This window comes from Streptomyces sp. NPDC101110, from assembly GCF_044759525.1.
GTDB lineage: Bacteria > Actinomycetota > Actinomycetes > Streptomycetales > Streptomycetaceae > Streptomyces.
The window spans coordinates 148,262-171,441 of sequence record NZ_JBIVZM010000001.1 but is presented as its reverse complement, the minus strand read 5'-3'; the positions used below and the strand labels follow the sequence as shown (position 1 = coordinate 171,441).

At 70.0% G+C, this 23,180-nt stretch carries 17 protein-coding genes; 2 read left to right on the top strand and 15 right to left on the bottom strand.

Going from position 1 to position 23,180, the window contains the following annotated elements:
* Positions 1 to 8 precede the first annotated feature (8 nt).
* Positions 9 to 2,891, top strand: coding sequence for a fumarate reductase/succinate dehydrogenase flavoprotein subunit (locus ACIQU3_RS00795; RefSeq protein ID WP_403922938.1), 2,883 nt, complete (start codon positions 9 to 11; stop codon positions 2,889 to 2,891).
* An 86-nt stretch (positions 2,892 to 2,977) separates the two neighbouring features.
* Here the strand turns inward: ACIQU3_RS00795 and recQ are convergent, their stop codons facing one another.
* From recQ to ACIQU3_RS00720, 15 genes are all read right to left on the bottom strand, one after another.
* A complete protein-coding gene (gene recQ, locus ACIQU3_RS00790; RefSeq protein WP_403923202.1) occupies positions 2,978 to 5,083 on the bottom strand; it encodes a DNA helicase RecQ in 2,106 nt (701 codons plus the stop codon).
* Between the two features lie 198 nt (positions 5,084 to 5,281).
* On the bottom strand, positions 5,282 to 6,931 hold the full coding sequence (gene nuoN / locus ACIQU3_RS00785; protein WP_403724126.1) for an NADH-quinone oxidoreductase subunit NuoN: 1,650 nt from the start codon (positions 6,929 to 6,931) through the stop codon (positions 5,282 to 5,284).
* Positions 6,928 to 8,499 carry an NADH-quinone oxidoreductase subunit M gene (locus ACIQU3_RS00780; RefSeq protein ID WP_403724123.1) on the bottom strand — a complete coding sequence of 524 codons (1,572 nt, stop codon included), beginning with the start codon at positions 8,497 to 8,499 and terminating at the stop codon, positions 6,928 to 6,930. The genes nuoN and ACIQU3_RS00780 overlap by 4 nt, the downstream gene beginning before the upstream one ends.
* A 5-nt stretch (positions 8,500 to 8,504) precedes the next feature.
* Entirely contained in the window at positions 8,505 to 10,469 is a 1,965-nt protein-coding gene (gene nuoL, locus ACIQU3_RS00775) for an NADH-quinone oxidoreductase subunit L (RefSeq protein WP_403724119.1), read from the bottom strand.
* Between the two features lie 15 nt (positions 10,470 to 10,484).
* Positions 10,485 to 10,784, bottom strand: coding sequence for an NADH-quinone oxidoreductase subunit NuoK (nuoK, locus tag ACIQU3_RS00770; protein WP_003992252.1), 300 nt, complete (start codon positions 10,782 to 10,784; stop codon positions 10,485 to 10,487).
* Positions 10,781 to 11,623, bottom strand: a complete 843-nt coding sequence (locus ACIQU3_RS00765) for an NADH-quinone oxidoreductase subunit J (RefSeq protein ID WP_403724114.1) — start codon at positions 11,621 to 11,623, stop codon at positions 10,781 to 10,783. The genes nuoK and ACIQU3_RS00765 overlap by 4 nt, the downstream gene beginning before the upstream one ends.
* Positions 11,620 to 12,285, bottom strand: coding sequence for an NADH-quinone oxidoreductase subunit NuoI (nuoI, locus tag ACIQU3_RS00760; RefSeq protein ID WP_403724112.1), 666 nt, complete (start codon positions 12,283 to 12,285; stop codon positions 11,620 to 11,622). Before nuoI ends, ACIQU3_RS00765 begins: the two co-directional genes overlap by 4 nt.
* Positions 12,278 to 13,651, bottom strand: coding sequence for an NADH-quinone oxidoreductase subunit NuoH (gene nuoH, locus ACIQU3_RS00755; protein WP_403724109.1), 1,374 nt, complete (start codon positions 13,649 to 13,651; stop codon positions 12,278 to 12,280). The genes nuoI and nuoH overlap by 8 nt, the downstream gene beginning before the upstream one ends.
* Entirely contained in the window at positions 13,648 to 16,152 is a 2,505-nt protein-coding gene (locus ACIQU3_RS00750; RefSeq protein WP_403922936.1) for an NADH-quinone oxidoreductase subunit G, read from the bottom strand. Before ACIQU3_RS00750 ends, nuoH begins: the two co-directional genes overlap by 4 nt.
* Positions 16,149 to 17,495: an NADH-quinone oxidoreductase subunit NuoF gene (nuoF, locus tag ACIQU3_RS00745; RefSeq protein ID WP_403724104.1), complete on the bottom strand. Its 1,347-nt coding sequence runs from the start codon at positions 17,493 to 17,495 to the stop codon at positions 16,149 to 16,151. The genes ACIQU3_RS00750 and nuoF overlap by 4 nt, the downstream gene beginning before the upstream one ends.
* A complete protein-coding gene (gene nuoE / locus ACIQU3_RS00740; protein WP_403724101.1) occupies positions 17,495 to 18,355 on the bottom strand; it encodes an NADH-quinone oxidoreductase subunit NuoE in 861 nt (286 codons plus the stop codon). Before nuoE ends, nuoF begins: the two co-directional genes overlap by 1 nt.
* On the bottom strand, positions 18,352 to 19,674 hold the full coding sequence (locus ACIQU3_RS00735; RefSeq protein WP_053669589.1) for an NADH-quinone oxidoreductase subunit D: 1,323 nt from the start codon (positions 19,672 to 19,674) through the stop codon (positions 18,352 to 18,354). Before ACIQU3_RS00735 ends, nuoE begins: the two co-directional genes overlap by 4 nt.
* Positions 19,671 to 20,411: an NADH-quinone oxidoreductase subunit C gene (locus tag ACIQU3_RS00730; RefSeq protein ID WP_403724097.1), complete on the bottom strand. Its 741-nt coding sequence runs from the start codon at positions 20,409 to 20,411 to the stop codon at positions 19,671 to 19,673. Before ACIQU3_RS00730 ends, ACIQU3_RS00735 begins: the two co-directional genes overlap by 4 nt.
* The gene (locus ACIQU3_RS00725) at positions 20,408 to 20,962 is read right to left on the bottom strand and encodes an NADH-quinone oxidoreductase subunit B family protein (RefSeq protein WP_007383964.1); all 555 of its coding nucleotides are present in this window, start codon (positions 20,960 to 20,962) and stop codon (positions 20,408 to 20,410) included. Before ACIQU3_RS00725 ends, ACIQU3_RS00730 begins: the two co-directional genes overlap by 4 nt.
* 13 nt (positions 20,963 to 20,975) lie before the next feature.
* Positions 20,976 to 21,335, bottom strand: coding sequence for an NADH-quinone oxidoreductase subunit A (locus ACIQU3_RS00720; RefSeq protein ID WP_003992243.1), 360 nt, complete (start codon positions 21,333 to 21,335; stop codon positions 20,976 to 20,978).
* A gap of 724 nt (positions 21,336 to 22,059) precedes the next feature.
* Between ACIQU3_RS00720 and ACIQU3_RS00715 the strand changes: the two genes are divergently transcribed.
* Complete coding sequence (locus ACIQU3_RS00715; RefSeq protein ID WP_403724095.1) at positions 22,060 to 22,893, top strand: C40 family peptidase; 834 nt, start codon at positions 22,060 to 22,062, stop codon at positions 22,891 to 22,893.
* Positions 22,894 to 23,180 lie beyond the last annotated feature (287 nt).

Sequence of the window (23,180 nt, the reverse complement as noted above, 5' to 3'; positions counted from 1 at the left end):
GCACCCCGGTGACCACCTCCGTGAACCCCCCTGCGGACACCCCCCTGGCCGTCCCGCCCCTCGCCGACGCCGAGGAACTGACCTGCGACGTCCTCGTCATCGGCGGCGGCACCGCCGGCACCATGGCCGCCCTGACCGCCGCCGAGCACGGCGCGAACGTACTGCTGCTGGAGAAGGCCCACGTCCGCCACTCCGGCGCGCTCGCCATGGGCATGGACGGCGTCAACAACGCGGTCGTCCCGGGCCGCGCCGAACCGGACGACTACGTCGCCGAGATCACCCGCGCCAACGACGGCATCGTCGACCAGTCCACCGTCCGCCAGACCGCCACCCGCGGCTTCGGCATGGTGCAGCGGCTGGAGTCCTACGGCGTGAAGTTCGAGAAGGACGAACACGGCGACTACGCCGTCCGCCAGGTGCACCGCTCCGGCTCCTACGTGCTGCCGATGCCGGAGGGCAAGGACGTCAAGAAGGTCCTGTACCGGCAGCTGCGGCGGCGCGAGATGCGGGAGAGGATCCGCATCGAGAACCGGGTCATGCCGGTGCGGGTCCTCACCGCCGGGGGGCGGGCCGTGGGGGCGGCCGGCTTCAACACCCGCACCGGGCAGTTCGTCCAGGTCCGCGCGGGCGCGGTGATCCTCGCGACCGGCGCCTGCGGCCGCCTCGGCCTGCCCGCCTCCGGCTACCTCTACGGCACCTACGAGAACCCCACCAATGCCGGCGACGGCTATGCCATGGCCTACCACGCGGGCGCCGAGCTCACCGGCATCGAGTGCTTCCAGATCAACCCGCTGATCAAGGACTACAACGGCCCGGCCTGCGCCTACGTCGCCAATCCCTTCGGCGGCTACCAGGTCAACCGGCACGGCGAGCGCTTCGTCGACTCCGACTACTGGTCGGGCCAGATGATGGCCGAGTTCGCCGCCGAGGTGGCGTCCGACCGGGGCCCCGTCTACCTGAAACTGAGCCACCTCCCCGAAGAGTCCGTCTCGGCCCTGGAGACGATCCTGCACTCCACCGAGCGACCCACCCGCGGCACCTTCCACTCCGGCCGCGGCCACGACTACCGCACCCACGACATCGAGATGCACATCTCCGAGATCGGCCTGTGCGGCGGCCACTCCGCCTCCGGCGTCCGCGTCGACGAGCACGCCCGCACCACCGTGCCCCGCCTGTACGCGGCCGGTGACCTGGCCTGTGTGCCGCACAACTACATGATCGGCGCCTTCGTCTTCGGCGACCTCGCGGGAGCGGACGCGTCCCAGTACTCCGCGTTCGAGGGGGAGTTGCCGGGCGAGCAGCTGCGCGAGGCACACGAGCTGATCTACCGTCCGCTGCGCAACCCCGACGGCCCGCCGCAGCCCCAGGTCGAGTACAAGCTGCGCCGCTTCGTGAACGACTACGTGGCCCCGCCCAAGTCCGGCGCCCGGCTGTCGCTGGCCCTGGAGGCCTTCGAGCGGATGCACACCGACATCGCCGGGATGGGTGCTCGCACCGCGCACGAGCTGATGCGCTGCGCCGAGGTCACCTTCATCCGGGACTGCGCGGAGATGGCCGCGCGCTCCTCCCTGGCCCGCACGGAATCCCGCTGGGGCCTCTACCACGACCGCCTCGACCACCCCCGGCGGGACGACGCGTCCTGGTTCCACCACCTCGATCTGCACAAGTCCCCCTCTGGTGCGATGGAGTTCACGGCACGTCCCGTGGCCCCCTATCTCGTTCCCGTCGACGGTTTCGGCCCCGTCGGCGGCCCCTCCCGTGTCCTCGGCGAGGTGCATGCCGAGGACGTGGCCACGGCGGGCTCACGGGATGTGGCGCCGGTCGCCTCAGCCGTGGGAACGCCGGTGCCGGAGCCGGCTCCGGCAGCACGGGCCTCGGCCACCGCGCCGTCCGGCGAGCAGTCCTCCACCCGCCTGCTCGAACTCGTCGCCCTCGCCGATGAGGAGCCCGAACTCGGCGCCCTGCGGCCGTACCTGACCGACCCCGCGCCCGCCGTCCGTCGCGAGGCCGTCGCCGTGCTCACCGAGACCCTGCCGCCCGGGACGGGCACCGCTCTCGCCGCCGCCCTGTGCGACACCGCCGCCGAGGTGCGTGCCGCCGCTGCCGCGTCCCTGCGTGAGCTCGTCGAGACGCTCCCGGCCGAGCCCGACCTGCGCGACGGCCTCGTCGCCGCCCTCGCCGAGCCGGACCCCGTGGTCCGTGCTGCGGCACTGGACGTCCTGCGCGCCCTGCGCCTCGGCGACGCAGCCCTGTTCGCGGCCCTCCTCGCCGATTCCGACATCACCGTCCGCATCGAGGCCGTCCGCGCCCTGGTGTCGGTCGACGCCACCGGCGAACTGGCCCGCGCGGCACTCTCCGACCCCTCCCGCGAGGTCCGGGTCGCGCTCGCCAAGGGTCTGGCCACGGTGGGTGCCGGGCAGTCGACCGCAAAGGCCCCGGCCAGGGTGGATGCGGAGCGGGCGGCGGATGACACCCCGGCCGCCACGGCCCCGGCCGCCACCGATCCGACCGCCACCGCCAGCGCCACTGCCATCGAAGAGGCCCTCACCGGACTCCTCGACGACCCCGACGCCCTGGTGCGGGCCGCGGCCTACGGAGCGCTCGGCACCACCGGCTGCCCGGCGCCCCTCACCGCACGCGCGGTCGCCGCCCTGTCCGAGCCGGCCTGGCAGGTACGGGCCGGAGCCGCCACGGCCCTGTCCGTCGCCGACCCCGACGTGGCCGTCCCGGCTCTCGCCAAGACCCTGGCGGACGCCAACGCCGATGTCCGCAAGGCCGCCGTCCTGGCGCTGACCCGGCACCGCGCCACCGAGGAGGCGCGGGCGGCCCTCGCCACGGCGACGACCGACTCCGATGCGGATGTCAGGGCGTACGCGGGACGGGCGTTGTGACCGGCCGGGCGGTCAGGGCGTACGCGGGACGCGTTGTGACCGGCCGGGCGGCTCGTCGCCGCCTGTGACGCCGCCGGACCCCGGCCCTATATCCAGTCGTCGGGCTCCGGCTCCTCGTCCAGCTCCGGCCAGTGGTCCGGCTCGCCCGCGTCATGACCGGCGGCGTGAGCCGGGCCCTCGCCGGACGCTGTCGGGGCCGAGGACGCGTCGCCCGCGGAAGCGGAGCCCGCCGGACCGCTCAGCGACGCGAGCACCTCCAGCACGCCCTCCCCGTACGTGGTGAGCTTCTTCTCACCGACCCCGCTGATCCCGCCGAGCTCCCGCACCGATGTCGGCCACACCGTGGCGATCTCCCGCAGCGTGGCGTCGTGGAAGATCACGTACGCCGGGACGCCCTGCTCACGGGCCTGCTCGGCGCGCCAGGCGCGCAGCGCCTCGAACGCCGGCAGCAGCTCCTCGGGCAGCTCGGCGGCGACGGCCTTGCCCTTGCGCTCGCCGCGCCCGGAGCCGGCGGAGGAGGACCCCGACCGGGAGGACACCGGCTTCTTCGGCTCCTTGCGCAGCGGCACCTCCCGCTCCCGCCGCAGCACCGCCCCGCTGGCCTCGGTCAGCACCAGCGTGCCGTACTCGCCCTCCACCGCGAGCAGACCCTGGGCGAGCAACTGCCTGATGACGCCCCGCCATTCGCCCTCGGTGAGCTCCTCGCCGATGCCGAACACGGACAGCTGGTCGTGGTCGAACTGGATGACCTTGCCGGTGCGCTTCCCCAGCAGGATGTCGATGATCTGTACCGCGCCGAACTTCTGTCCGCGCTCCCGCTGCAGCCGGACGACCGTCGACAGCGCCTTCTGTGCCGCGACGGTGCCGTCCCAGGTCTCCGGCGGGGTCAGGCAGGTGTCGCAGTTGCCGCAGCCGGACGGGTCCGGGTCCTGGCCGAAGTAGGCCAGGAGCTGGCCACGGCGGCACTGGGCCGTCTCGCACAGCGCCAGCATCGAGTCCAGGTGGGACTGGGCCCGGCGCCGGAAGGCCTCGTCGCCCTCACCGGACTGGATCAGCTTGCGCTGCTGTATGACGTCGTTCAGCCCGTAGGCCATCCAGGCCGTCGACGGCAGCCCGTCCCGGCCGGCCCGGCCCGTCTCCTGGTAGTAGCCCTCGACCGACTTGGGCAGGTCGAGGTGGGCGACGAAGCGGACGTCCGGCTTGTCGATGCCCATGCCGAAGGCGATGGTCGCCACCACGACCAGGCCGTCCTCGCGCAGGAAGCGGGACTGGTGGGCCGCGCGCGTGCCCGCGTCCAGGCCCGCGTGGTACGGCACCGCCTCGACGCCGTTGCGGCTGAGGAACTCGGCGGTCTTCTCCACCGAGTTGCGCGACAGGCAGTAGACGATGCCCGCGTCGCCCGCGTGCTCCTCGCGCAGGAAGCTCAGCAACTGCTTCTTGGGGTCGGCCTTGGGCACGATCCGGTACTGGATGTTGGGCCGGTCGAAGCTCGCCACGAAGTGGCGGGCCGTCGGCATGTTCAGCCGCTGGGTGATCTCCTGGTGGGTGGCGCGCGTGGCCGTCGCCGTGAGCGCGATCCGCGGCACGTCCGGCCAGCGCTCGCCGAGCAGCGACAGCGCCAGGTAGTCGGGCCGGAAGTCGTGGCCCCACTGCGAGACGCAGTGCGCCTCGTCGATCGCGAAGAGGGAGATCTTGCCGCGGGAGAGTAGATCGAGCGTGCTCTGCAGACGCAGTCGCTCCGGGGCCAGGTACAGCAGGTCCAGCTCGCCGGCGAGGAACTCGGCCTCGACCATCCGCCGCTCGTCGAAGTCCTGTGTGGAGTTCATGAACCCGGCCCGTACGCCCAGCGCCCGCAGCGCGTCCACCTGGTCCTGCATCAGGGCGATGAGCGGGGAGACGACCACACCTGTACCGGGCCTGACCAGGGACGGAATCTGGTAACACAGCGACTTGCCGCCACCGGTCGGCATGAGCACGACGGCGTCACCGCCCGCCACCACGTGATCGATGACGGCTTCCTGCTCGCCGCGGAAGGCGTCGTAGCCGAAGACCCGGTGCAGTGCGGCCAGCGCCTCGCTCACGTCGGCGCCGAGGGGCCCTCCGGGACCGCTTCCCGCTCCGGCCCCGGTCGCCCCGGCCCCGGTCACCGCGTCCCGTTCCGTCATCACACCCGTCCCGCCCGTCGCGCCCATCGTTGCGTCCCCCGTGCGTCGTGCCTCGACCACTGCGTCCACCATAGGCGTCCACACCGACAGCCCCGGAGTTATCCACAGGTCCCGCCCGACGGAGACCGTTCCACACGTATGTTCGACCAGGGCCCTGCTGTCCACCGGAAAACGCCGTGGGGCCCGGCTCCGAGGAGACCGGGCCCCACCCAGGGCGTCGGGCTGTCAGCGCACGAAAACCCCCGCCTGCCCCGCAAGGTCCAGGAAGTACTGCGGCGCCACACCGAGCACCACCGTGACCGCCACGCCCACCCCGATCGCCGTCATCGTCAGCGGTGACGGTACGGCCACCGTCGGGCCCTCCGGCCGCGGCTCGCTGAAGAACATCAGCACGATGACGCGGATGTAGAAGAACGCGGCGATCGCCGACGAGATCACACCGATCACGACGAGCGGTGCCGCCCCGCCCTCCGCCGCCGCCTTGAACACGGCGAACTTCCCGGCGAAGCCGGACGTCAGCGGAATGCCGGCGAAGGCCAGCAGGAACACCGCGAACACCGCCGCCACCAGCGGGGACCTGCGGCCGAGCCCGGCCCACTTGGACAGGTGCGTCGCCTCACCGCCCGCGTCGCGGACGAGAGTGACCACCGCGAAGGCGCCGATCGTCACGAACGAGTACGCCGCCAGGTAGAACAGCACCGACGAGACACCGTCGGGCGTGGTCGCGATGACACCCGCGAGGATGAACCCGGCGTGTGCGATCGACGAGTACGCCAGCAGCCGCTTGATGTCGGTCTGCGTGATGGCGACGATCGCACCGCCCAGCATCGTGACGATGGCCACGGCCCACATCACCGGCCGCCAGTCCCAGCGCAGGCCCGGCAGCACGACGTACAGCAGCCGCAGCAGGGCGCCGAACGCCGCCACCTTCGTCGCCGCCGCCATGAAGCCGGTCACCGGCGTCGGAGCGCCCTGGTACACGTCCGGCGTCCACATGTGGAACGGCACCGCGCCCACCTTGAACAGCAGCCCCATGACCAGCAGCGCGGCGCCGATCAGCAGCAGCGCGTCGTTGCCCATGGTGTCGGCGAGCGCCGGGTTGACGTCCTGCACGGTGCCGTCGACGACCTGCGCGATCGTGGCGTACGACATCGAGCCCGCGTAGCCGTACAGCATGGCGATGCCGAACAGGGTGAACGCGGAGGCGAAGGCGCCCAGCAGGAAGTACTTGACCGCGGCCTCCTGTGACATGAGCCGCTTGCGGCGGGCCAGCGCGCACAGCAGGTACAGCGGCAGGGAGAGGACCTCCAGCGCCACGAACAGCGTCAGCAGGTCGTTGGCCGCCGGGAAGATCAGCATGCCGGCGACGGCGAACATCAGCAGCGGGAACACCTCGGTGGTGGTGAACCCGGCCTTGACCGCGGCCTTCTCGCTCTCGCTGCCGGGCACGGACGCGGCCTGGGCGGCGAAGGAGTCGACGCGGTTGCCGTGCGCTTCCGGGTCGAGGCGCCGCTCGGCGAAGGTGAACAGGCCCACGAGGGCCGCCAGCAGGATCGTGCCCTGCAGGAACAGGGCGGGCCCGTCGACGGCGATCGCGCCCATCGCCGCGATGCGCGCCTTGGTCGTGCCGTACCCGTCGGCGGCGAGCGCCACGACCGCGGCGAAGGCCGCTGCGAGGGCGACGACCGACACGAACATCTGGACGTAGTAGCGGGACTTCCGTGGGACGAACGCCTCGATCAGGATCCCCACGATGGCCGCGCCGACGACGATCAGGGTCGGCGCCAGCTGTCCGTACTCGAACTTCGGTGCGTCGATCTTGGTGATCGGATCGGCCGCGGTTGTCCACAGGCTGTGGACGGCTGTTGCGCTCACTTGGCCGCCTCCACCTCGGGCTGGGGGTCCTTCTTCTGGACGTCGGACATGGTCTGCTGGACCGCCGGATCGATGATCTGCGTGACGGGCTTCGGGTAGACGCCCAGGAAGATCAGCAGGACGACCAGCGGGGCGACGACCACGAGCTCACGGACCCGCAGGTCCGGCATCGCGGAGACCGCCGGTTTCACCGGGCCCGTCATCGTCCGCTGGTAGAGGACGAGGGTGTAGAGCGCGGCGAGGACGATGCCGAAGGTGGCGATGATGCCGATCACCGGGTAGCGCGTGAACGTGCCGACCAGGACCAGGAACTCACTGACGAACGGCGCCAGCCCCGGCAGCGACAGCGTCGCGAGGCTGCCGATCAGGAACGTGCCGGCGAGCACCGGGGCGACCTTCTGCACCCCGCCGTAGTCGGCGATGAGCCGCGAGCCGCGCCGGGAGATCAGGAAGCCCGCCACCAGCATCAGCGCGGCCGTCGAGATGCCGTGGTTGATCATGTAGAGCGTCGCGCCGGACTGGCCCTGGCTGGTCATCGCGAAGATGCCCATGATGATGAAGCCGAAGTGGGAGATCGACGCGTACGCCACCAGCCGCTTGATGTCCCGCTGGCCGACCGCGAGCAGCGCCCCGTAGATGATGCTGATCAGGGCGAGGACGAGGATCGCGGGCGTCGCCCACTTGCTGGCCTCCGGGAACAGCTGGAGGCAGAAGCGGAGCATCGCGAAGGTGCCGACCTTGTCGACCACCGCCGTGATGAGTACGGCGACCGGGGCCGTCGACTCCTGCATGGCGTTGGGCAGCCAGGTGTGCAGCGGCCACAGCGGCGCCTTCACCGCGAAGGCGAAGAAGAAGCCGAGGAACAGCCAGCGTTCGGTGTTGGTCGCCATGTCGAGCGTGCCGTTGGCACGGGCCTCGGCGATCTCCTGGAGCGAGAAGTTCCCGGCGACCACGTACAGGCCGATCACCGCGGCCAGCATGATCAGACCGCCGACCAGGTTGTAGAGGAGGAACTTCACGGCCGCGTACGACCGTTGCGTCGCGGCCGCCTTCTCGCCGTGCTCGTGGGCACGGTCCCCGAAGCCGCCGATGAGGAAGTACATCGGGATCAGCATGGCTTCGAAGAAGATGTAGAAGAGGAAGACGTCGGTGGCCTCGAAGGAGAGGATCACCATCGCTTCGACGGCGAGGATCAGGGCGAAGAAGCCCTGCGTCGGCCGCCACCGGCTGCTGCCGGTCTCCAGAGGGTCGGCGTCGTGCCAGCCCGCCAGGATGATGAACGGGATGAGCAGCGCCGTGAGCGCGATGAGCGCCACCCCGATGCCGTCCACGCCCAGTTCGTAGCGGACTCCGAAGTCGGCGATCCAGGCATGGGACTCGGTGAGCTGGTAGCGGTCGCCGTCCGGGTCGAAACGCACCAGGACGACGATCGCCAGGACGAGCGTGGCGAGGGAGAAGAGCAGCGCCAGCCACTTGGCGGCGGTGCGCTTCGCGGCCGGTACGGCGGCCGTGGCGATCGCCCCGACGGCCGGGAGCGCCGCTGTCACTGTCAGCAGAGGAAAGGACATCGGTATCAGACCGCCCTCATCAGCAGGGTCGCGGCGACGATGACCGCCGCGCCGCCGAACATCGAGACCGCGTAGGAGCGGGCGAAGCCGTTCTGCAGCCTGCGCATCCGCCCGGAGAGGCCGCCGACCGAGGCCGCCGTGCCGTTGACGACGCCGTCGACCAGGGTGTGGTCGACGTAGACCAGGGACCGCGTGAGGTGCTCGCCGCCGCGGACCAGGACGACGTGGTTGAAGTCGTCCTGGAACAGGTCGCGCCGGGCGGCCCGGGTGAGCAGCGAACCGCGCGGGGCGACGGCCGGGACCGGGCGGCGGCCGTACTGGGCCCAGGCGAGGGCGACACCGATGACCATGCAGGCGACGGTCGCGGAGGTGACCACGCCCGCGCTGATCGGCGGGTTGCCGTGGCTGTGGCCGGTGACCGGCTCCAGCCAGTGCATGAACCGGTCGCCGATGCTGAAGAACGCACCGCCGGCCACCGAACCGACGGCCAGCACGATCATCGGGATCGTCATGATCTTCGGCGACTCGTGCGGGTGCGGCGGGGTGTACTCGCCGCGCGTCTCGGCGGCGGGCTCCACGTCGGGCCGGGCCGGGGACGGCGTCGGGGCGTTGCGCCAGCGCTCCTCCCCGAAGAACGTCATCAGCATCACCCGCGTCATGTAGAACGCGGTGATGGCCGCGCCGAGCAGGGCGCAGGCGCCGAGGATCCAGCCCTCGGTGCCGCCCTTGGCGAACGCCGCCTCGATGATCTTGTCCTTGGAGAAGAACCCGGACAGCCCCGGGAAGCCGATGATGGCCAGGTAGCCGAGGCCGAAGGTGATGAACGTGACCGGCATGTACTTCCGCAGGCCGCCGTAGCGGCGCATGTCGACCTCGTCGTTCATGCCGTGCATGACCGAACCGGCGCCGAGGAACAGGCCGGCCTTGAAGAAGCCGTGCGTCACCAGGTGCATGATCGCGAAGACGTAGCCGATGGGGCCGAGGCCCGCGGCGAGGATCATGTAGCCGATCTGCGACATGGTCGAACCGGCCAGGGCTTTCTTGATGTCGTCCTTCGCGCAACCGACGATCGCACCGAAGAGCAGCGTGACCGCACCGACGATGGTGACGACCAGTTGCGCGTCCGGGGCGCCGTTGAAGACGGCCGCGGAGCGGACGATCAGGTAGACGCCCGCCGTCACCATGGTCGCGGCGTGGATGAGGGCCGAGACCGGGGTCGGGCCCTCCATCGCGTCCCCGAGCCAGGACTGCAGCGGCACCTGGGCGGACTTGCCGCAGGCGGCGAGGAGCAGCATCAGCGCGATCGCGGTCAGCTTGTCCTCACCGGCGGCACCGGCGAGCCCCGCCTCCGTGTGGGTGCCGAGCACGGGCCCGAAGGCGAAGGTGCCGAACCACAGGAACATCAGCATGATCGCGATGGACAGACCCATGTCGCCGACGCGGTTGACCAGGAAGGCCTTCTTCGCGGCCGTGGCGGCGCTGGGCTTGTGCTGCCAGAAGCCGATCAGCAGGTAGGAGGCGAGACCGACGCCCTCCCAGCCGACGTACAGCAGCAGGTAGTTGTCGGCGAGGACGAGGAGCAGCATCGCCGCGAGGAACAGGTTCAGATAGCCGAAGAAGCGGCGGCGCCGCTCGTCGTGCTCCATGTACCCGACGGAGTACAGGTGGATCAGCGATCCGACGCCCGTGATCAGCAGCACGAACGTCATGGACAGCTGGTCGAGCTGGAAGGCGACGTCCGCCTGGAAGCCCTCGACCGGGATCCAGCTGAACAAGTGCTGGGACATCTCGCGGTGTTGGGCGCTCTGCCCCAGCATGTCGGTGAACAGCACCAGGCCGAGCACGAAGGAGACGGCCGCGAGCAGGGTGCCGAGCCAGTGGCCGACGGCGTCCAGCCGCCGGCCGCCGCACAGCAGGACCGCCGCTCCGAGCAGGGGCGCCGCCACCAGCAGCGCAATGAGGTTCTCCACGATTCTTCCGACCCCTTACAGCTTCATCAGGCTGGCGTCGTCGACCGAGGCCGAGTGGCGGGCACGGAACAGGGACACGATGATCGCGAGCCCGACCACGACCTCGGCGGCGGCGACGACCATCGTGAAGAAGGCGATGATCTGGCCGTCGAGGTTGCCGTGCATCCGGGAGAAGGCGACGAACGCGAGGTTGCAGGCGTTGAGCATGAGCTCGATGCACATGAACACGACGATCGCGTTGCGCCTGATCAGCACGCCGGTGGCGCCGATCGTGAACAACAGGGCCGCGAGATAGAGGTAGTTGACGGGGTTCACTTGGACGCCTCCTCGGGCCGCTGGAACTTCGCCGGCCCGACCGCCCTGCGCTCCAGACGCTCCTCGGACCGCTGCTCCAAGGCCTTGAGGTCGTTGAGCGCCTCCTGCGACACGTCACGGATCTGGCCGCGTTCGCGCAGGGTCTTGCTGACGGTGAGGTCGGACGGGGTGCCGTCGGGCAGCAGGCCCGCGATGTCGACCGCGTTGTGCCGGGCGTACACACCGGGCGCCGGCAGCGGCGGCAGGTACCTGCCCTCGCGGACGCGCTGCTCGGCGAGCTCCCGCTGCGTCTTGGCGCGCTCGGTGCGCTCGCGGTGCGTGAGCACCATGGCGCCGACGGCCGCGGTGATGAGCAGGGCTCCGGTGATCTCGAACGCGAAGACGTACTTGGTGAAGATGAGGGCGGCCAGCCCCTCCACGTTGCCACCGGCGTTGGCCTGGCCGATGCCGTTGAAGTCCGTCAGGGACGCGTTGCCGATCCCGCCGATCAGCAGGACGCCGAAGCCGAGACCGCACAGCAGGGCCAGCCAGCGCTGGCCCTTGATGGTCTCCTTCAGGGAGTCCGCCGCGGTGACGCCGACGAGCATCACCACGAACAGGAACAGCATCATGATCGCGCCGGTGTAGACGATGATCTGGACGACGCCCAGGAAGTAGGCGCCGTTGGCGAGGTAGAACACCGCCAGGATGATCATGGTGCCGGCGAGGCAGAGGGCGCTGTGCACGGCCCTCTTCATGAGGATGGTGCCCAGGGCACCGATCACCGCGACGGTGCCGAGGATCCAGAACTGGACGGCCTCTCCGGTGGAGGTGGAGTAGGCGGCGAGCTGGGTGGTCATCGGCCGATCACTCCCTCCGACGCCGGTTCCGTCCCGCCGAAGGTCGAGTCGGCCTCCTGGACGACCTCGCCCTTGGAGTGGGCAACCTGCCGCTCGGTGCCGGGCGCGGCCTCCGTCACCAGGCCCCGGTAGTAGTCCTGTTCGTCGGTGCCGGGGTAGATGGCGTGGGGCGTGTCGACCATGCCCTCCTCCAGACCGGCGAGCAGCTGCTCCTTGGTGTAGATGAGGTTGGCCCGGCTGGAGTCGGCCAGCTCGAACTCGTTGGTCATCGTGAGCGCCCGGGTGGGGCAGGCCTCGATGCACAGGCCGCACAGGATGCAGCGGGCGTAGTTGATCTGGTAGACGCGGCCGTACCGCTCGCCCGGGGAGTAGCGCTCCTCTTCGGTGTTGTCCGCGCCCTCCACGTAGATGGCGTCGGCGGGGCAGGCCCAGGCGCACAGTTCACAGCCGACGCACTTCTCCAGGCCGTCCGGATGGCGGTTGAGCTGGTGCCGGCCGTGGAAGCGCGGAGCCGTGGTCTTCTGCTGCTCCGGGTACTGCTCGGTCAGCCGCTTCTTGAACATGGCCTTGAAGGTCACGCCGAAGCCGGCCACGGGGTTCTGGAAACCGGGCTTGGTGTCCTTGGGTTCCTCAGCCTTCGAACGCTCGAGTTCCTCAGCCATCGGACGCCTCCTTTCCATCCGTAGATCCGCCCAGAGATCCGTCACTCTGAGTATCGGGCCCACCACTGACAATCAGCTCCCGCTCCCGGCGCGAACGGCGCGGGACCGGCGGAAGCTCCTGTCCGGGCAGGGGCGGTACGGGGAATCCGCCCGCCATCGGGTCGAAGGCGGCCGGGGTGTCGGCCGGCTGTTCGGCCTTCTTGGCCTTCTCGCGGAACATGTCGGCGACGAAGGAGAGCAGCAGCAGCGCGAGCACGCCGCCGCCCACGTAGAGGGCGATGTCGGCGAAGTCGTAGCCCTCGTTGCGGAAGGCCCGGACGCTCGCGACGAGCATCAGCCACACCAGGGAGACCGGGATGAGGACCTTCCAGCCGAGCTTCATCAGCTGGTCGTAGCGCACGCGCGGGAGGGTGCCGCGGATCCAGATGAACATGAACAGCAGCAACTGGACCTTGACGGTGAACCACAGCAGCGGCCACCAGCCGTGGTTGGCGCCCTCCCAGAAGGTGCTGATCGGCCAGGGGGCCCGCCAGCCGCCGAGGAACAGGGTGGTGGCGACGGCCGAGACGGTCACCATGTTGACGTACTCGGCGAGCATGAACATCGCGAACTTGATCGACGAGTACTCGGTGTTGAAACCGCCCACCAGGTCGCCCTCGGACTCGGGCATGTCGAAGGGGGCGCGGTTGGTCTCGCCGACCATCGTCACGATGTAGAGGACGAAGGAGACCGGCAGCAGCACGATGTACCAGCGGTCGGCCTGCTGCTCGACGATCGTCGAGGTCGACATCGACCCCGAGTAGAGGAAGACCGAGGCGAAGGCGGCGCCCATCGCGATCTCGTAGGAGATCATCTGCGCGCAGGAGCGCAGGCCGCCCAGCAGCGGGTACGTCGAGCCGGAGCTCCAGCCCGCCAGCACGATGCCGTAGATGCCGACCGAGGCGACCGCGAGGATGTAGAGCATCGCGATCGGCAGGTCGGTGAGCTGCATCGTGGTGCGCTGGCCGAAGATCGAGATCTCGTTGCCGGCCGGGCCGAAGGGGATCACCGCGATCGCCATGAAGGCCGGGATGGCCGCGACGATCGGCGCGAGGACGTACACCACCTTGTCCGCGCGCTTGACGACGACGTCCTCCTTGAGCATCAGCTTGATGCCATCGGCGAGCGACTGGAGCATGCCCCAGGGGCCGTGCCGGTTCGGGCCGATGCGCAGCTGCATCCAGGCAACGACCTTGCGCTCCATGACGATGGAGACCAGCACGGTCACCATCAGGAAGGCGAAGCAGAACACCGCCTTGATGACGACCAGCCACCACGGGTCGGTACCGAACAACGAGAGGTCTTCTGCGGCGAGGTACGGGCTCATGCCTCCACCTCCTTGGGGGCCTCGCCGGCGAGCGTCGCCGGGCCGATGCGGACGAGGGAGCCGGGCCGCGCCCCGGTGTCGGAGGCGACGCCGCCGCCGGTGGAGTTCAGCGGCAGCCACACCACCCGGTCGGGCATGTCGCTGATCTGGAGCGGGAGTTCCACCACGCCCCGCGGGCCGGTCACCGCGAGCAGGTCGCCGTCCTTGACGCCCGCCTCGGCTGCCGTCGCGGACGACACGCGCGCGCGGGCCGCGTGCCGCGTCCCGGCGAGTGCCTCGTCACCCTGCTGGAGGAGACCCCGGTCGAGCAGCAGCCGGTGCCCGGCGAGCACGGCTTCCCCGGTGGCCGGCCTCGGCAGTGCGGCCGCCGTCTCCAGGGGCTCACCGGCGCGCGGGCCGTCCCAGGCGCCGAGCCGGTCGATCTCGCCGCGCACGGTGCGCAGGTCCGGCAGCCCGAGGTGGACGTCCATGGCGTCGGCGAGCATCTGCAGCACGCGCGCGTCGGTGGGCGCGGAGCGGCGGGTCATCTGGTCCGGCTTGAGCGCGGCCTCGAAGAAGCGGATCCGGCCTTCCCAGTTGAGGAAGGTGCCGGCCTTCTCGGCGACCGCTGCGACGGGCAGGACGACATCGGCCTTGCGCGTGATCTCGCTCGGCCTCAGCTCCAGCGAGACCAGGAAGCCCACTTCGTCGAGCGCCGCACGCGCGCGTGCCGGGTCGGGCAGGTCGGCGACCTCCACACCCGCCACCAGCAGGGCCTGGAGCTCTCCGGTCGCGGCGGCCTCCACGATCTGGCCCGTTTCACGGCCGTAGCGGTGCGGGAGAGCGGCGACGCCCCAGAGGGCGGCGACCTCGTCCCGCGCGCGCGGGTCGGTGGCCGGACGGCCGCCCGGCAGCAGCGACGGCAGCGCGCCCGCCTCGATCGCGCCGCGCTCCCCGGCCCGGCGCGGGATCCACGCCAGCCGGGCGCCGGTCGCGGCGGCGGTGCGGACGGCGGCGGTGAGCCCGCCGGCCACCGACGCCAGCCGCTCGCCGACGACGATCACCGCGCCCTCGGCCCGCAGCGCCTCGGCGGCGAGCGCACCGCCGTCCTCCAGGCCGGTGCCGCTCGCGAGCGCGTCCAGCCACTCGGTCTCGGTGCCGGGAGCCGCCGGGAGCAGGGTGCCGCCGGCTTTCTCCAGACCCCGGGTGGCGTGCGTGGCGAGCGAGAAGGTCCGCTGCCCGTGCTTGCGCCAGGCCTTGCGCAGCCGCAGGAAGACTCCGGGCGCTTCCTCCTCCGCCTCGAACCCGACCAGCAGTACGGCGGGGGCCTGTTCCAGCACGGTGTACGTGACGCCCGTGCCGTCGAGGTCCCGGCCCCGCCCGGCGACCTGGGCGGCGAGGAAGTCGGCCTCCTCGCTGCTGTGCACGCGCGCGCGGAAGTCGATGTCGTTGGTGTCGAGCGCCACGCGCGCGAACTTGCTGTACGTGTAGGCGTCCTCGACGGTGAGGCGGCCACCGGTCAGGACTCCGGTGCGGCCCCGGGAGGCCAGCAGCCCCTGGGCCGCGATCTGGAGCGCCTCCGGCCAGGAGGCCGCCTCCAGCTCGCCCTCGGCGTTGCGCACCAGCGGCGTCTCGAGCCGGTCGCGCTGCTGCGCGTACCGGAAGCCGAACCGCCCCTTGTCGCAGATCCACTCCTCGTTGACCTCGGGGTCGTTCGCCGCGAGGCGCCGCATGACCTTGCCGCGCCGGTGGTCGGTGCGGGTGGCGCAGCCGCCGGAGCAGTGCTCGCACACCGACGGGGAGGACACCAGGTCGAAGGGGCGGGAGCGGAATCGGTACGCCGCCGAGGTCAGCGCGCCGACCGGGCAGATCTGGATGGTGTTGCCGGAGAAGTACGACTCGAACGGGTCGCCCTCGCCGGTGCCGACCTGCTGGAGCGCGCCCCGCTCGATCAGCTCGATCATCGGGTCGCCCGCGACCTGGTTGGAGAACCGGGTGCAGCGGGCGCACAGCACGCACCGCTCGCGGTCGAGCAGCACCTGCGTGGAGATCGCGACGGGCTTCTCGTAGGTCCGCTTGCGGCCCTCGAAGCGGGAGTCGGCGTCGCCGTGCGACATGGCCTGGTTCTGCAGCGGGCACTCGCCGCCCTTGTCGCAGACCGGGCAGTCCAGCGGGTGGTTGATGAGCAGGAGCTCCATCACACCCTTCTGGGCCTTCTCCGCGACCGGCGAGGTGAGGTGGGTCTTGACCACCATCCCGTCGGTGCAGGTGATGGTGCAGGACGCCATGGGCTTGCGCTGGCCCTCGACCTCGACGATGCACTGCCGGCAGGCACCGGCCGGGTCGAGCAGGGGGTGGTCGCAGAACCGGGGGATCTCGATGCCGAGCTGCTCGGCGGCCCGGATGACCAGGGTGCCCTTGGGCACGCTGATCTCGGCGCCGTCGATCGTCAGCGACACGAGGTCCTCCGGCGGGACCGCCGCCTCTCCCCCGCCGGAGGGAGAGCTGGTGGTCACGGTCATGCGTTCACCTCCGTGCGGTCGGCCCAGGCCGTCGACTTGGCCGGGTCGAAGGGGCAGCCCCGGCCCGTGATGTGCTGCTCGTACTCCTCGCGGAAGTACTTGAGCGAGGAGAAGATCGGCGAGGCGGCGCCGTCGCCGAGGGCGCAGAAGGACTTGCCGTTGATGTTGTCGGCGATGTCGTTCAGCTTGTCGAGGTCGGACATCTGTCCCTTGCCGGCCTCGATGTCGCGCAGCAGCTGCACGAGCCAGTAGGTCCCTTCGCGGCAGGGCGTGCACTTGCCGCAGGACTCGTGGGCGTAGAACTCCGTCCAGCGGGTGACGGCACGGACCACGCAGGTCGTCTCGTCGAAGCACTGGAGTGCTTTCGTGCCGAGCATGGAACCCGCGGCGCCCACTCCTTCGTAGTCAAGGGGGACGTCGAGGTGCTCGTCGGTGAACATCGGGGTCGAGGAGCCGCCCGGCGTCCAGAACTTCAGGCGGTGCCCGGGCCGCATCCCGCCGCTCATGTCGAGCAGTTGGCGGAGCGTGATCCCGAGCGGCGCCTCGTACTGGCCGGGGCTGGCGACGTGGCCGGAGAGGGAGTAGAGCGTGAAGCCGGGCGACTTCTCGCTCCCCATCGACCGGAACCATTCCTTGCCCCGTTGCAGGATCGCGGGAACCGACGCGATCGATTCGACGTTGTTCACCACAGTCGGGCACGCATAGAGGCCCGCGACGGCAGGGAAGGGGGGACGAAGCCGCGGTTGGCCCCGGCGGCCTTCGAGCGAGTCCAGCAGTGCGGTCTCCTCACCGCAGATGTACGCGCCCGCGCCCGCGTGCACGGTGATGTCGAGGTCGAGTCCGCTGCCCAGGATGTCCTCGCCGAGGAAGCCCGCCTCGTAGGCCTCGCGCACGGCGGAGTGCAACCGCCGCAGTACGGGGACGACTTCACCCCGCAGATAGATGAAGGCGTGCGACGACCTGATGGCGTAACACGCGATGATCATGCCCTCGATGAGGCTGTGCGGGTTCGCGAAGAGGAGCGGGATGTCCTTGCACGTCCCGGGCTCCGACTCGTCGGCGTTGACAACAAGATAGTGCGGCTTTCCATCCCCCTGGGGAATGAACTGCCACTTCATCCCGGTGGGGAATCCCGCGCCGCCGCGCCCGCGCAGGCCGGAGTCCTTGACGTACGCGATCAGGTCGTCCGGCGACATGGCGAGCGCCTTGCGAAGCCCTTCGTAGCCGTCGTGCCGCCGGTACACGTCCAGCGTCCAGGACCTGTCCTCGTCCCAGAAGGCCGACAGCACCGGTGCGAGCAGCTTCTCGGGGCTCATGTCTTTCAGCTCGGGTGCCAAGGTCATCACTCCCCCTCCTCGGCGGTGGGCCCGGCCGGGTGGGCCGGGTCGGAGGCCGACGTGTCCTGCGGCGCGTCGTGCGAGCTCAAGTGCTCCGTCGGTGACGGCTCGTGCGGTGCCCCGGTCCGGGCCGCCTCACCGCGCGGGTGCACCACGCGTGCGGGAGAGGCCTCGCCCTTGGCGAGCTTCAGGCCGACCAGGGAGGCGGGTCCCGCGCTTCCGCCGGACTCCACGGCCCCGTCCCGCTCGTCGGGGAAGCCGGCCAGGATCCGGGCGGTTTCCTTGAAGGTGCACATGCGCGCCCCGCGGGTGGGGGTGACCGGCCGTCCCGCGCGCAGGTCGTCGACGAGGCTCTTGGCGCTGGCGGGGGTCTGGTTGTCGAAGAACTCCCAGTTGACCATCACGACCGGCGCGAAGTCGCAGGCCGCGTTGCACTCGATGTGCTCCAGGGTGACCTTGCCGTCGCCGGTGGTCTCGCCGTTGCCGACGCCGAGGTGCTCCTGGAGCTCCTCGAAGATGGCGTCCCCGCCCATCACGGCGCACAGGGTGTTGGTGCACACCCCGACCTGGTAGTCACCGCTCGGCCGGCGGCGGTACATGGTGTAGAAGGTGGCGACCGCGGTGACCTCGGCCGTGGTCAGGCCGAGCACGTCCGCGCAGAACTGCATCCCGGTGCGGGTGACGTGCCCCTCCTCGGCCTGCACCAGGTGCAGCAGCGGCAGCAGGGCGGACCGGGAGTCCGGGTAGCGGGCGACGACCTCGCGCGCGTCCGTCTCCAGACGGGCCCGGACGTCGTCCGGGTAGGCGGGTGCGGGCAGTTCGGGCATGCCCAGGCTGACGCCCCGCTCGGAAGACGATGTGGTCACCGGTCGACGCCTCCCATCACGGGGTCGATGGACGCCACCGCGACGATGACGTCGGCGACCTGGCCGCCCTCGCACATCGCCGCCATGGCTTGCAGGTTGGTGAAGGACGGGTCGCGGAAGTGGACCCGGTAGGGGCGGGTGCCGCCGTCGGACACGACGTGCACCCCGAGTTCTCCCTTGGGCGACTCGACCGCCGCGTAGGCCTGTCCCGGCGGGACGCGGAAGCCCTCGGTGACCAGCTTGAAGTGGTGGATCAGGGCCTCCATGGAGGTGCCCATGATCTTCTTGATGTGGTCGAGGGAGTTGCCGAGGCCGTCGGGGCCCAGGGCGAGCTGGGCCGGCCAGGCGATCTTCTTGTCGGCGACCATGACCGGGCCGGGCTGGAGCCGGTCCAGGCACTGCTCGACGATCCTCAGCGACTGGCGCATCTCCTCCAGCCGGATGAGGAAGCGGCCGTAGGAGTCGCAGGTGTCGGCGGTCGGGATCTCGAAGTCGTACGTCTCGTAGCCGCAGTACGGCTGGGCCTTGCGCAGGTCGTGCGGCAGGCCGGTGGAGCGCAGGATCGGACCGGTCGCGCCGAGGGCCATGCAGCCGGCCAGGTCCAGGTAACCGACGTCCTGCATGCGGGCCTTGAAGATGGGGTTCCCGGTGGCGAGCTTGTCGTACTCCGGGAGGTTCTTCTTCATCTTCTTCACGAACTCGCGGATCTGGTCCACCGCGCCGGGCGGCAGGTCCTGGGCCAGTCCGCCGGGGCGGATGTACGCGTGGTTCATCCGCAGGCCGGTGATCAGCTCGTAGATATCGAGAATGAGTTCACGATCACGAAAGCCGTAGATCATGATCGTGGTCGCGCCGAGCTCCATGCCGCCGGTGGCGATGCACACCAGGTGCGAGGAGAGCCGGTTCAGCTCCATCAGGAGGACGCGGATGATCGAGGCCCGGTCCGGGATCTGGTCCTCGATGCCGAGGAGCTTCTCCACGCCGAGGCAGTACGCCGTCTCGTTGAAGAACGGCGTCAGGTAGTCCATGCGCGTCACGAACGTGGTGCCCTGCGTCCACGTCCGGTACTCGAGGTTCTTCTCGATGCCGGTGTGCAGGTAACCGATTCCGCAGCGGGCCTCGGTGACGGTCTCGCCGTCGATCTCCAGGATCAGGCGGAGCACACCGTGGGTGGACGGGTGCTGGGGGCCCATGTTGACGACGATGCGCTCGTCGTCGGCCCGGGCCGCGGTCTCGACGACCTCGTCCCAGTCGCCGCCGGTCACCGTGTAGACGGTGCCTTCGGTGGTCTCGCGAGGGGAAGCGTGCGAGGTGCTCATGAGTACGACCTCCGCTGGTCCGGAGCCGGGATCTGGGCGCCCTTGTACTCGACGGGGATGCCGCCGAGGGGGTAGTCCTTGCGCTGCGGGAAGCCCTGCCAGTCGTCCGGCATCATGATCCGCGTCAGGGCGGGGTGGCCGTCGAAGACGATTCCGAAGAAGTCGTACGTCTCGCGCTCGTGCCAGTCGTTCGTCGGATAGACCGAGAACAGCGACGGGATGTGCGGGTCGCTGTCTGGGGCGCTGACCTCCAGGCGGATCACCCGGTTGTGGGTGATCGAGCGCAGGTGGTAGACGGCGTGCAGCTCGCGCCCCTTGTCGTTCGGGTAGTGCACGCCGCTGACGCCGGTGCACAGCTCGAAGCGCAGCGCCGGATCGTCGCGCAGGGTACGGGCGACGCGGACGAGGTGCTCGCGCTCGATGTGGAAGGTCAGCTCGTCCCGGTCGACGACCGTCTTCTCGATGGCGTTGTCCGGGAGCAGGCCCTGTTCCTCCAGGGCGCCCTCGAGCTCGTCGGCGACCTCGTCGAACCACCCGCCGTAGGGGCGGGTCGCCGGTCCCGGGAGCCGGACCGAGCGGACCAGGCCGCCGTAGCCGGAGGTGTCTCCGCCGTTGTTGGCGCCGAACATCCCGCGCTGGACGCGGATCTCCTCGCCGCCCTGGCCGCGTTGCCCAGGGAGGTTCTCCGCGGAGAGGTCCTTCTCGGGATTGACACCGTTGCCGTTCGCGTCGCTCACCGCAGCAGCCCCTTCATCTCGATGGTGGGCAGCGCCTTGAGCGCCGCTTCCTCCGCCTCGCGGGCCGCCTCCTCGGCGTTCACGCCGAGCTTGGAGCTCTGGATCTTCTGGTGGAGCTTGAGGATCGCGTCCATGAGCATCTCCGGCCGGGGCGGACAGCCGGGGAGGTAGATGTCGACCGGCACGATGTGGTCGACGCCCTGGACGATGGCGTAGTTGTTGAACATGCCGCCGGACGAGGCGCAGACCCCCATGGAGATCACCCACTTGGGGTTCGGCATCTGGTCGTAGACCTGCCGGAGCACCGGCGCCATCTTCTGGCTCACCCGGCCCGCGACGATCATCAGGTCCGCCTGGCGCGGCGACCCCCGGAAGACCTCCATGCCGAAGCGCGCGAGGTCGTAGCGGCCGGCGCCGGTGGTCATCATCTCGATGGCACAGCAGGCGAGGCCGAAGGTGGCGGGGAAGACCGAGGCCTTGCGCACCCAGCCCGCGGCCTGCTCGACGGTGGTCAGCAGGAAGCCGCTCGGCAGCTTTTCTTCGAGTCCCATGACGTGTGGCCCCTCAGTCCCATTCCAGGCCGCCGCGCCGCCATACGTACGCGTACGCGACGAAGACGGTGAGCACGAAGAGCAGCATCTCCACGAGCCCGAAGATCCCCAGGGCGTCGAAGGTGACGGCCCAGGGGTAGAGGAAGACGATCTCGATGTCGAAGACGATGAAGAGCATCGCCGTCAGGTAGTACTTGATGGGGAAGCGCCCGCCGCCGGCCGGCGTGGGGGTCGGCTCGATACCGCACTCGTAGGCCTCGAGCTTGGCCCGGTTGTACCGCTTGGGCCCGATCAACGTGGCCATGACCACGGAAAAGATCGCAAAGCCTGCCCCGAGGGCTCCCAGTACGAGGATGGGCGCATAAGCGTTCACCGCTCCTCGCTCCTCTCAGTCGGCACTGACTGCTGGCGGTTTGCATCGGGCTCACATCCGCCCCACCCGTCCCTCGAACCCCGCCCGCCCCGGCGAAGATCGGGAACATGTGAAGCAGGTCACAAGCCCAACCGCGTGCATCTTATGCCCGACGCTCTGTGATCTGCGACACGGGGTATTGCACAAGCTTTGTGATCTCCACCACCTGACGATCGATCATGAAGTCGGATGAGCGGTGATCTTCACACGCGAAGCGTCCGAGTGATCACGAGAGGTGACATTTTGGCTCGTCAGCGCAGGCCGGAGGGGGCGTCTCAATATCAAGAGGGTTCTCTTGCATGCAAATTGGCGGTGGACTTGATCTCTTGATAGAGGCGCGTTCACACGTGCGGGGGTGCGCCGGGCGGGGTGTGGACGCGTGCACGCGTTCACGATCTTCGCGAGCCCGTGATCCTGTCGTGATCTACGCACCTGGACGCGGACGGGAGGGCGGCCGTTCCGTGACCTCCGCCACATTGATGAGAGGTCCATGAGAACGGGGCTTGGCCAATCAACCCAACCGATGGTAGGCGCGGGGCAATTCGGGCGTATTGATCAAACACCGTGATCACAGGCCGATCACGGTGCGCCCGCAATGTCCGTTACGGCGTCAATAAAGAGCCTCGTTCGGGGGTTTTGGGGGCCCGATTGAGTAACTGTGGCGCAGCACACGTTTCTTGAAGATATGAAGGAGCCCCTGGTACCGGTTATTCCCATGTCCCACACCGCTCACATACGCAGCCACCGGAAACCCCGCCGCAGCGCGACCTCATCGATCGCCCTGCGCGCCGGAGTGGCCGGTGGCGTTCTCAGCATGGCAGCGGCGGGTGCGTCGGCCTCGGCGAACGCCGCCGAGCCGGTGACGCAGACCATCGAACTGCCCACCCTGACGGCCGACATGTCCGCTCAGGTCGCCCAGTCCGCTGCCGCCACCCAGCAGGCGGCCGCGAACTACGAGCTGCGCGCCGAGCGTGACGCCGCCGCCGCGAAGGCCGCCGCGGAGGCCAAGAAGGACCTCGCCGAGGCGAAGAAGAAGGCGGAGGCCAAGAAGAAGGCCGCCGAGGCCGCCCGCAAGGCCGCCGCCGAGCGCGCCAACCGCAGCACCGAGCGCGCCACCCTCTCCGCGTCCGCCTCCACGTCCACGTCCGTCTCGGCGCCCTCCAGCGGCAGCGTCGCGACGGTCATCGCGTTCCTCAAGGCCCAGGTGGGCGACGCCTACGTCATGGGCGCCACCGGCCCCAACGCCTGGGACTGCTCCTCCCTGGTGCAGGCCGCGTACAAGCAGGTCGGTGTGGATCTGCCGCGCGTCTCGCAGGACCAGTCGATGGCCGGCACGGACGTCCCGCTGTCCAGCGTCCAGGTCGGCGACATCCTGTACTGGGGCGGCAAGGGCTCCGCGTACCACGTGGGTGTCTACATCGGGAACGGCCAGTACCTCGACGCGGCCAACCCCTCCAAGGGCGTCGTCATCCAGGACCTGTCGGGCTACCCGGCGTCGGGCGCGGTGCGCGTCCTCTGACGTCGCACACCGTCTGACCCTTTGCGCACATACGGGCTCGGGGGCCGCTGCCGCACCACGGCAACGGCCCTCCCGGCCTGTCCGGGGCCCGCCGGGTCCCCCGATCCCCACCGTGCCTCCCGAGGCGCTCCAGCGGCCCTCAGAAGCCGTCCTGGAGGCCCCACGGTTCGGCGACCCGACCCGGCGTTTCCGTCACTCCCGCATCTTGCGCCCGAATTGTCACGACGTGACCGAGCGTTGAGGGCACGCAGCACGAGTACGCCGCCCGCGCAGGACCGTTGACGGGC

What these genes read in the sequence shown, in the direction of transcription:
- ACIQU3_RS00715 (WP_403724095.1), top strand. Translation starts at nt 22,060, where the DNA reads ATGAAGGAGCCCCTGGTACCGGTTATTCCCATGTCCCACACCGCTCAC.
- nuoF (WP_403724104.1), bottom strand. Translation starts at nt 17,495, where the DNA reads ATGACCTTGGCACCCGAGCTGAAAGACATGAGCCCCGAGAAGCTGCTC.
- ACIQU3_RS00765 (WP_403724114.1), bottom strand. Translation starts at nt 11,623, where the DNA reads ATGACCACCCAGCTCGCCGCCTACTCCACCTCCACCGGAGAGGCCGTC.
- ACIQU3_RS00735 (WP_053669589.1), bottom strand. Translation starts at nt 19,674, where the DNA reads ATGAGCACCTCGCACGCTTCCCCTCGCGAGACCACCGAAGGCACCGTC.
- ACIQU3_RS00780 (WP_403724123.1), bottom strand. Translation starts at nt 8,499, where the DNA reads ATGTCCTTTCCTCTGCTGACAGTGACAGCGGCGCTCCCGGCCGTCGGG.
- nuoI (WP_403724112.1), bottom strand. Translation starts at nt 12,285, where the DNA reads ATGGCTGAGGAACTCGAGCGTTCGAAGGCTGAGGAACCCAAGGACACC.
- nuoH (WP_403724109.1), bottom strand. Translation starts at nt 13,651, where the DNA reads ATGAGCCCGTACCTCGCCGCAGAAGACCTCTCGTTGTTCGGTACCGAC.
- ACIQU3_RS00750 (WP_403922936.1), bottom strand. Translation starts at nt 16,152, where the DNA reads ATGACCGTGACCACCAGCTCTCCCTCCGGCGGGGGAGAGGCGGCGGTC.
- ACIQU3_RS00725 (WP_007383964.1), bottom strand. Translation starts at nt 20,962, where the DNA reads ATGGGACTCGAAGAAAAGCTGCCGAGCGGCTTCCTGCTGACCACCGTC.
- recQ (WP_403923202.1), bottom strand. Translation starts at nt 5,083, where the DNA reads ATGGGCGCGACGGGCGGGACGGGTGTGATGACGGAACGGGACGCGGTG.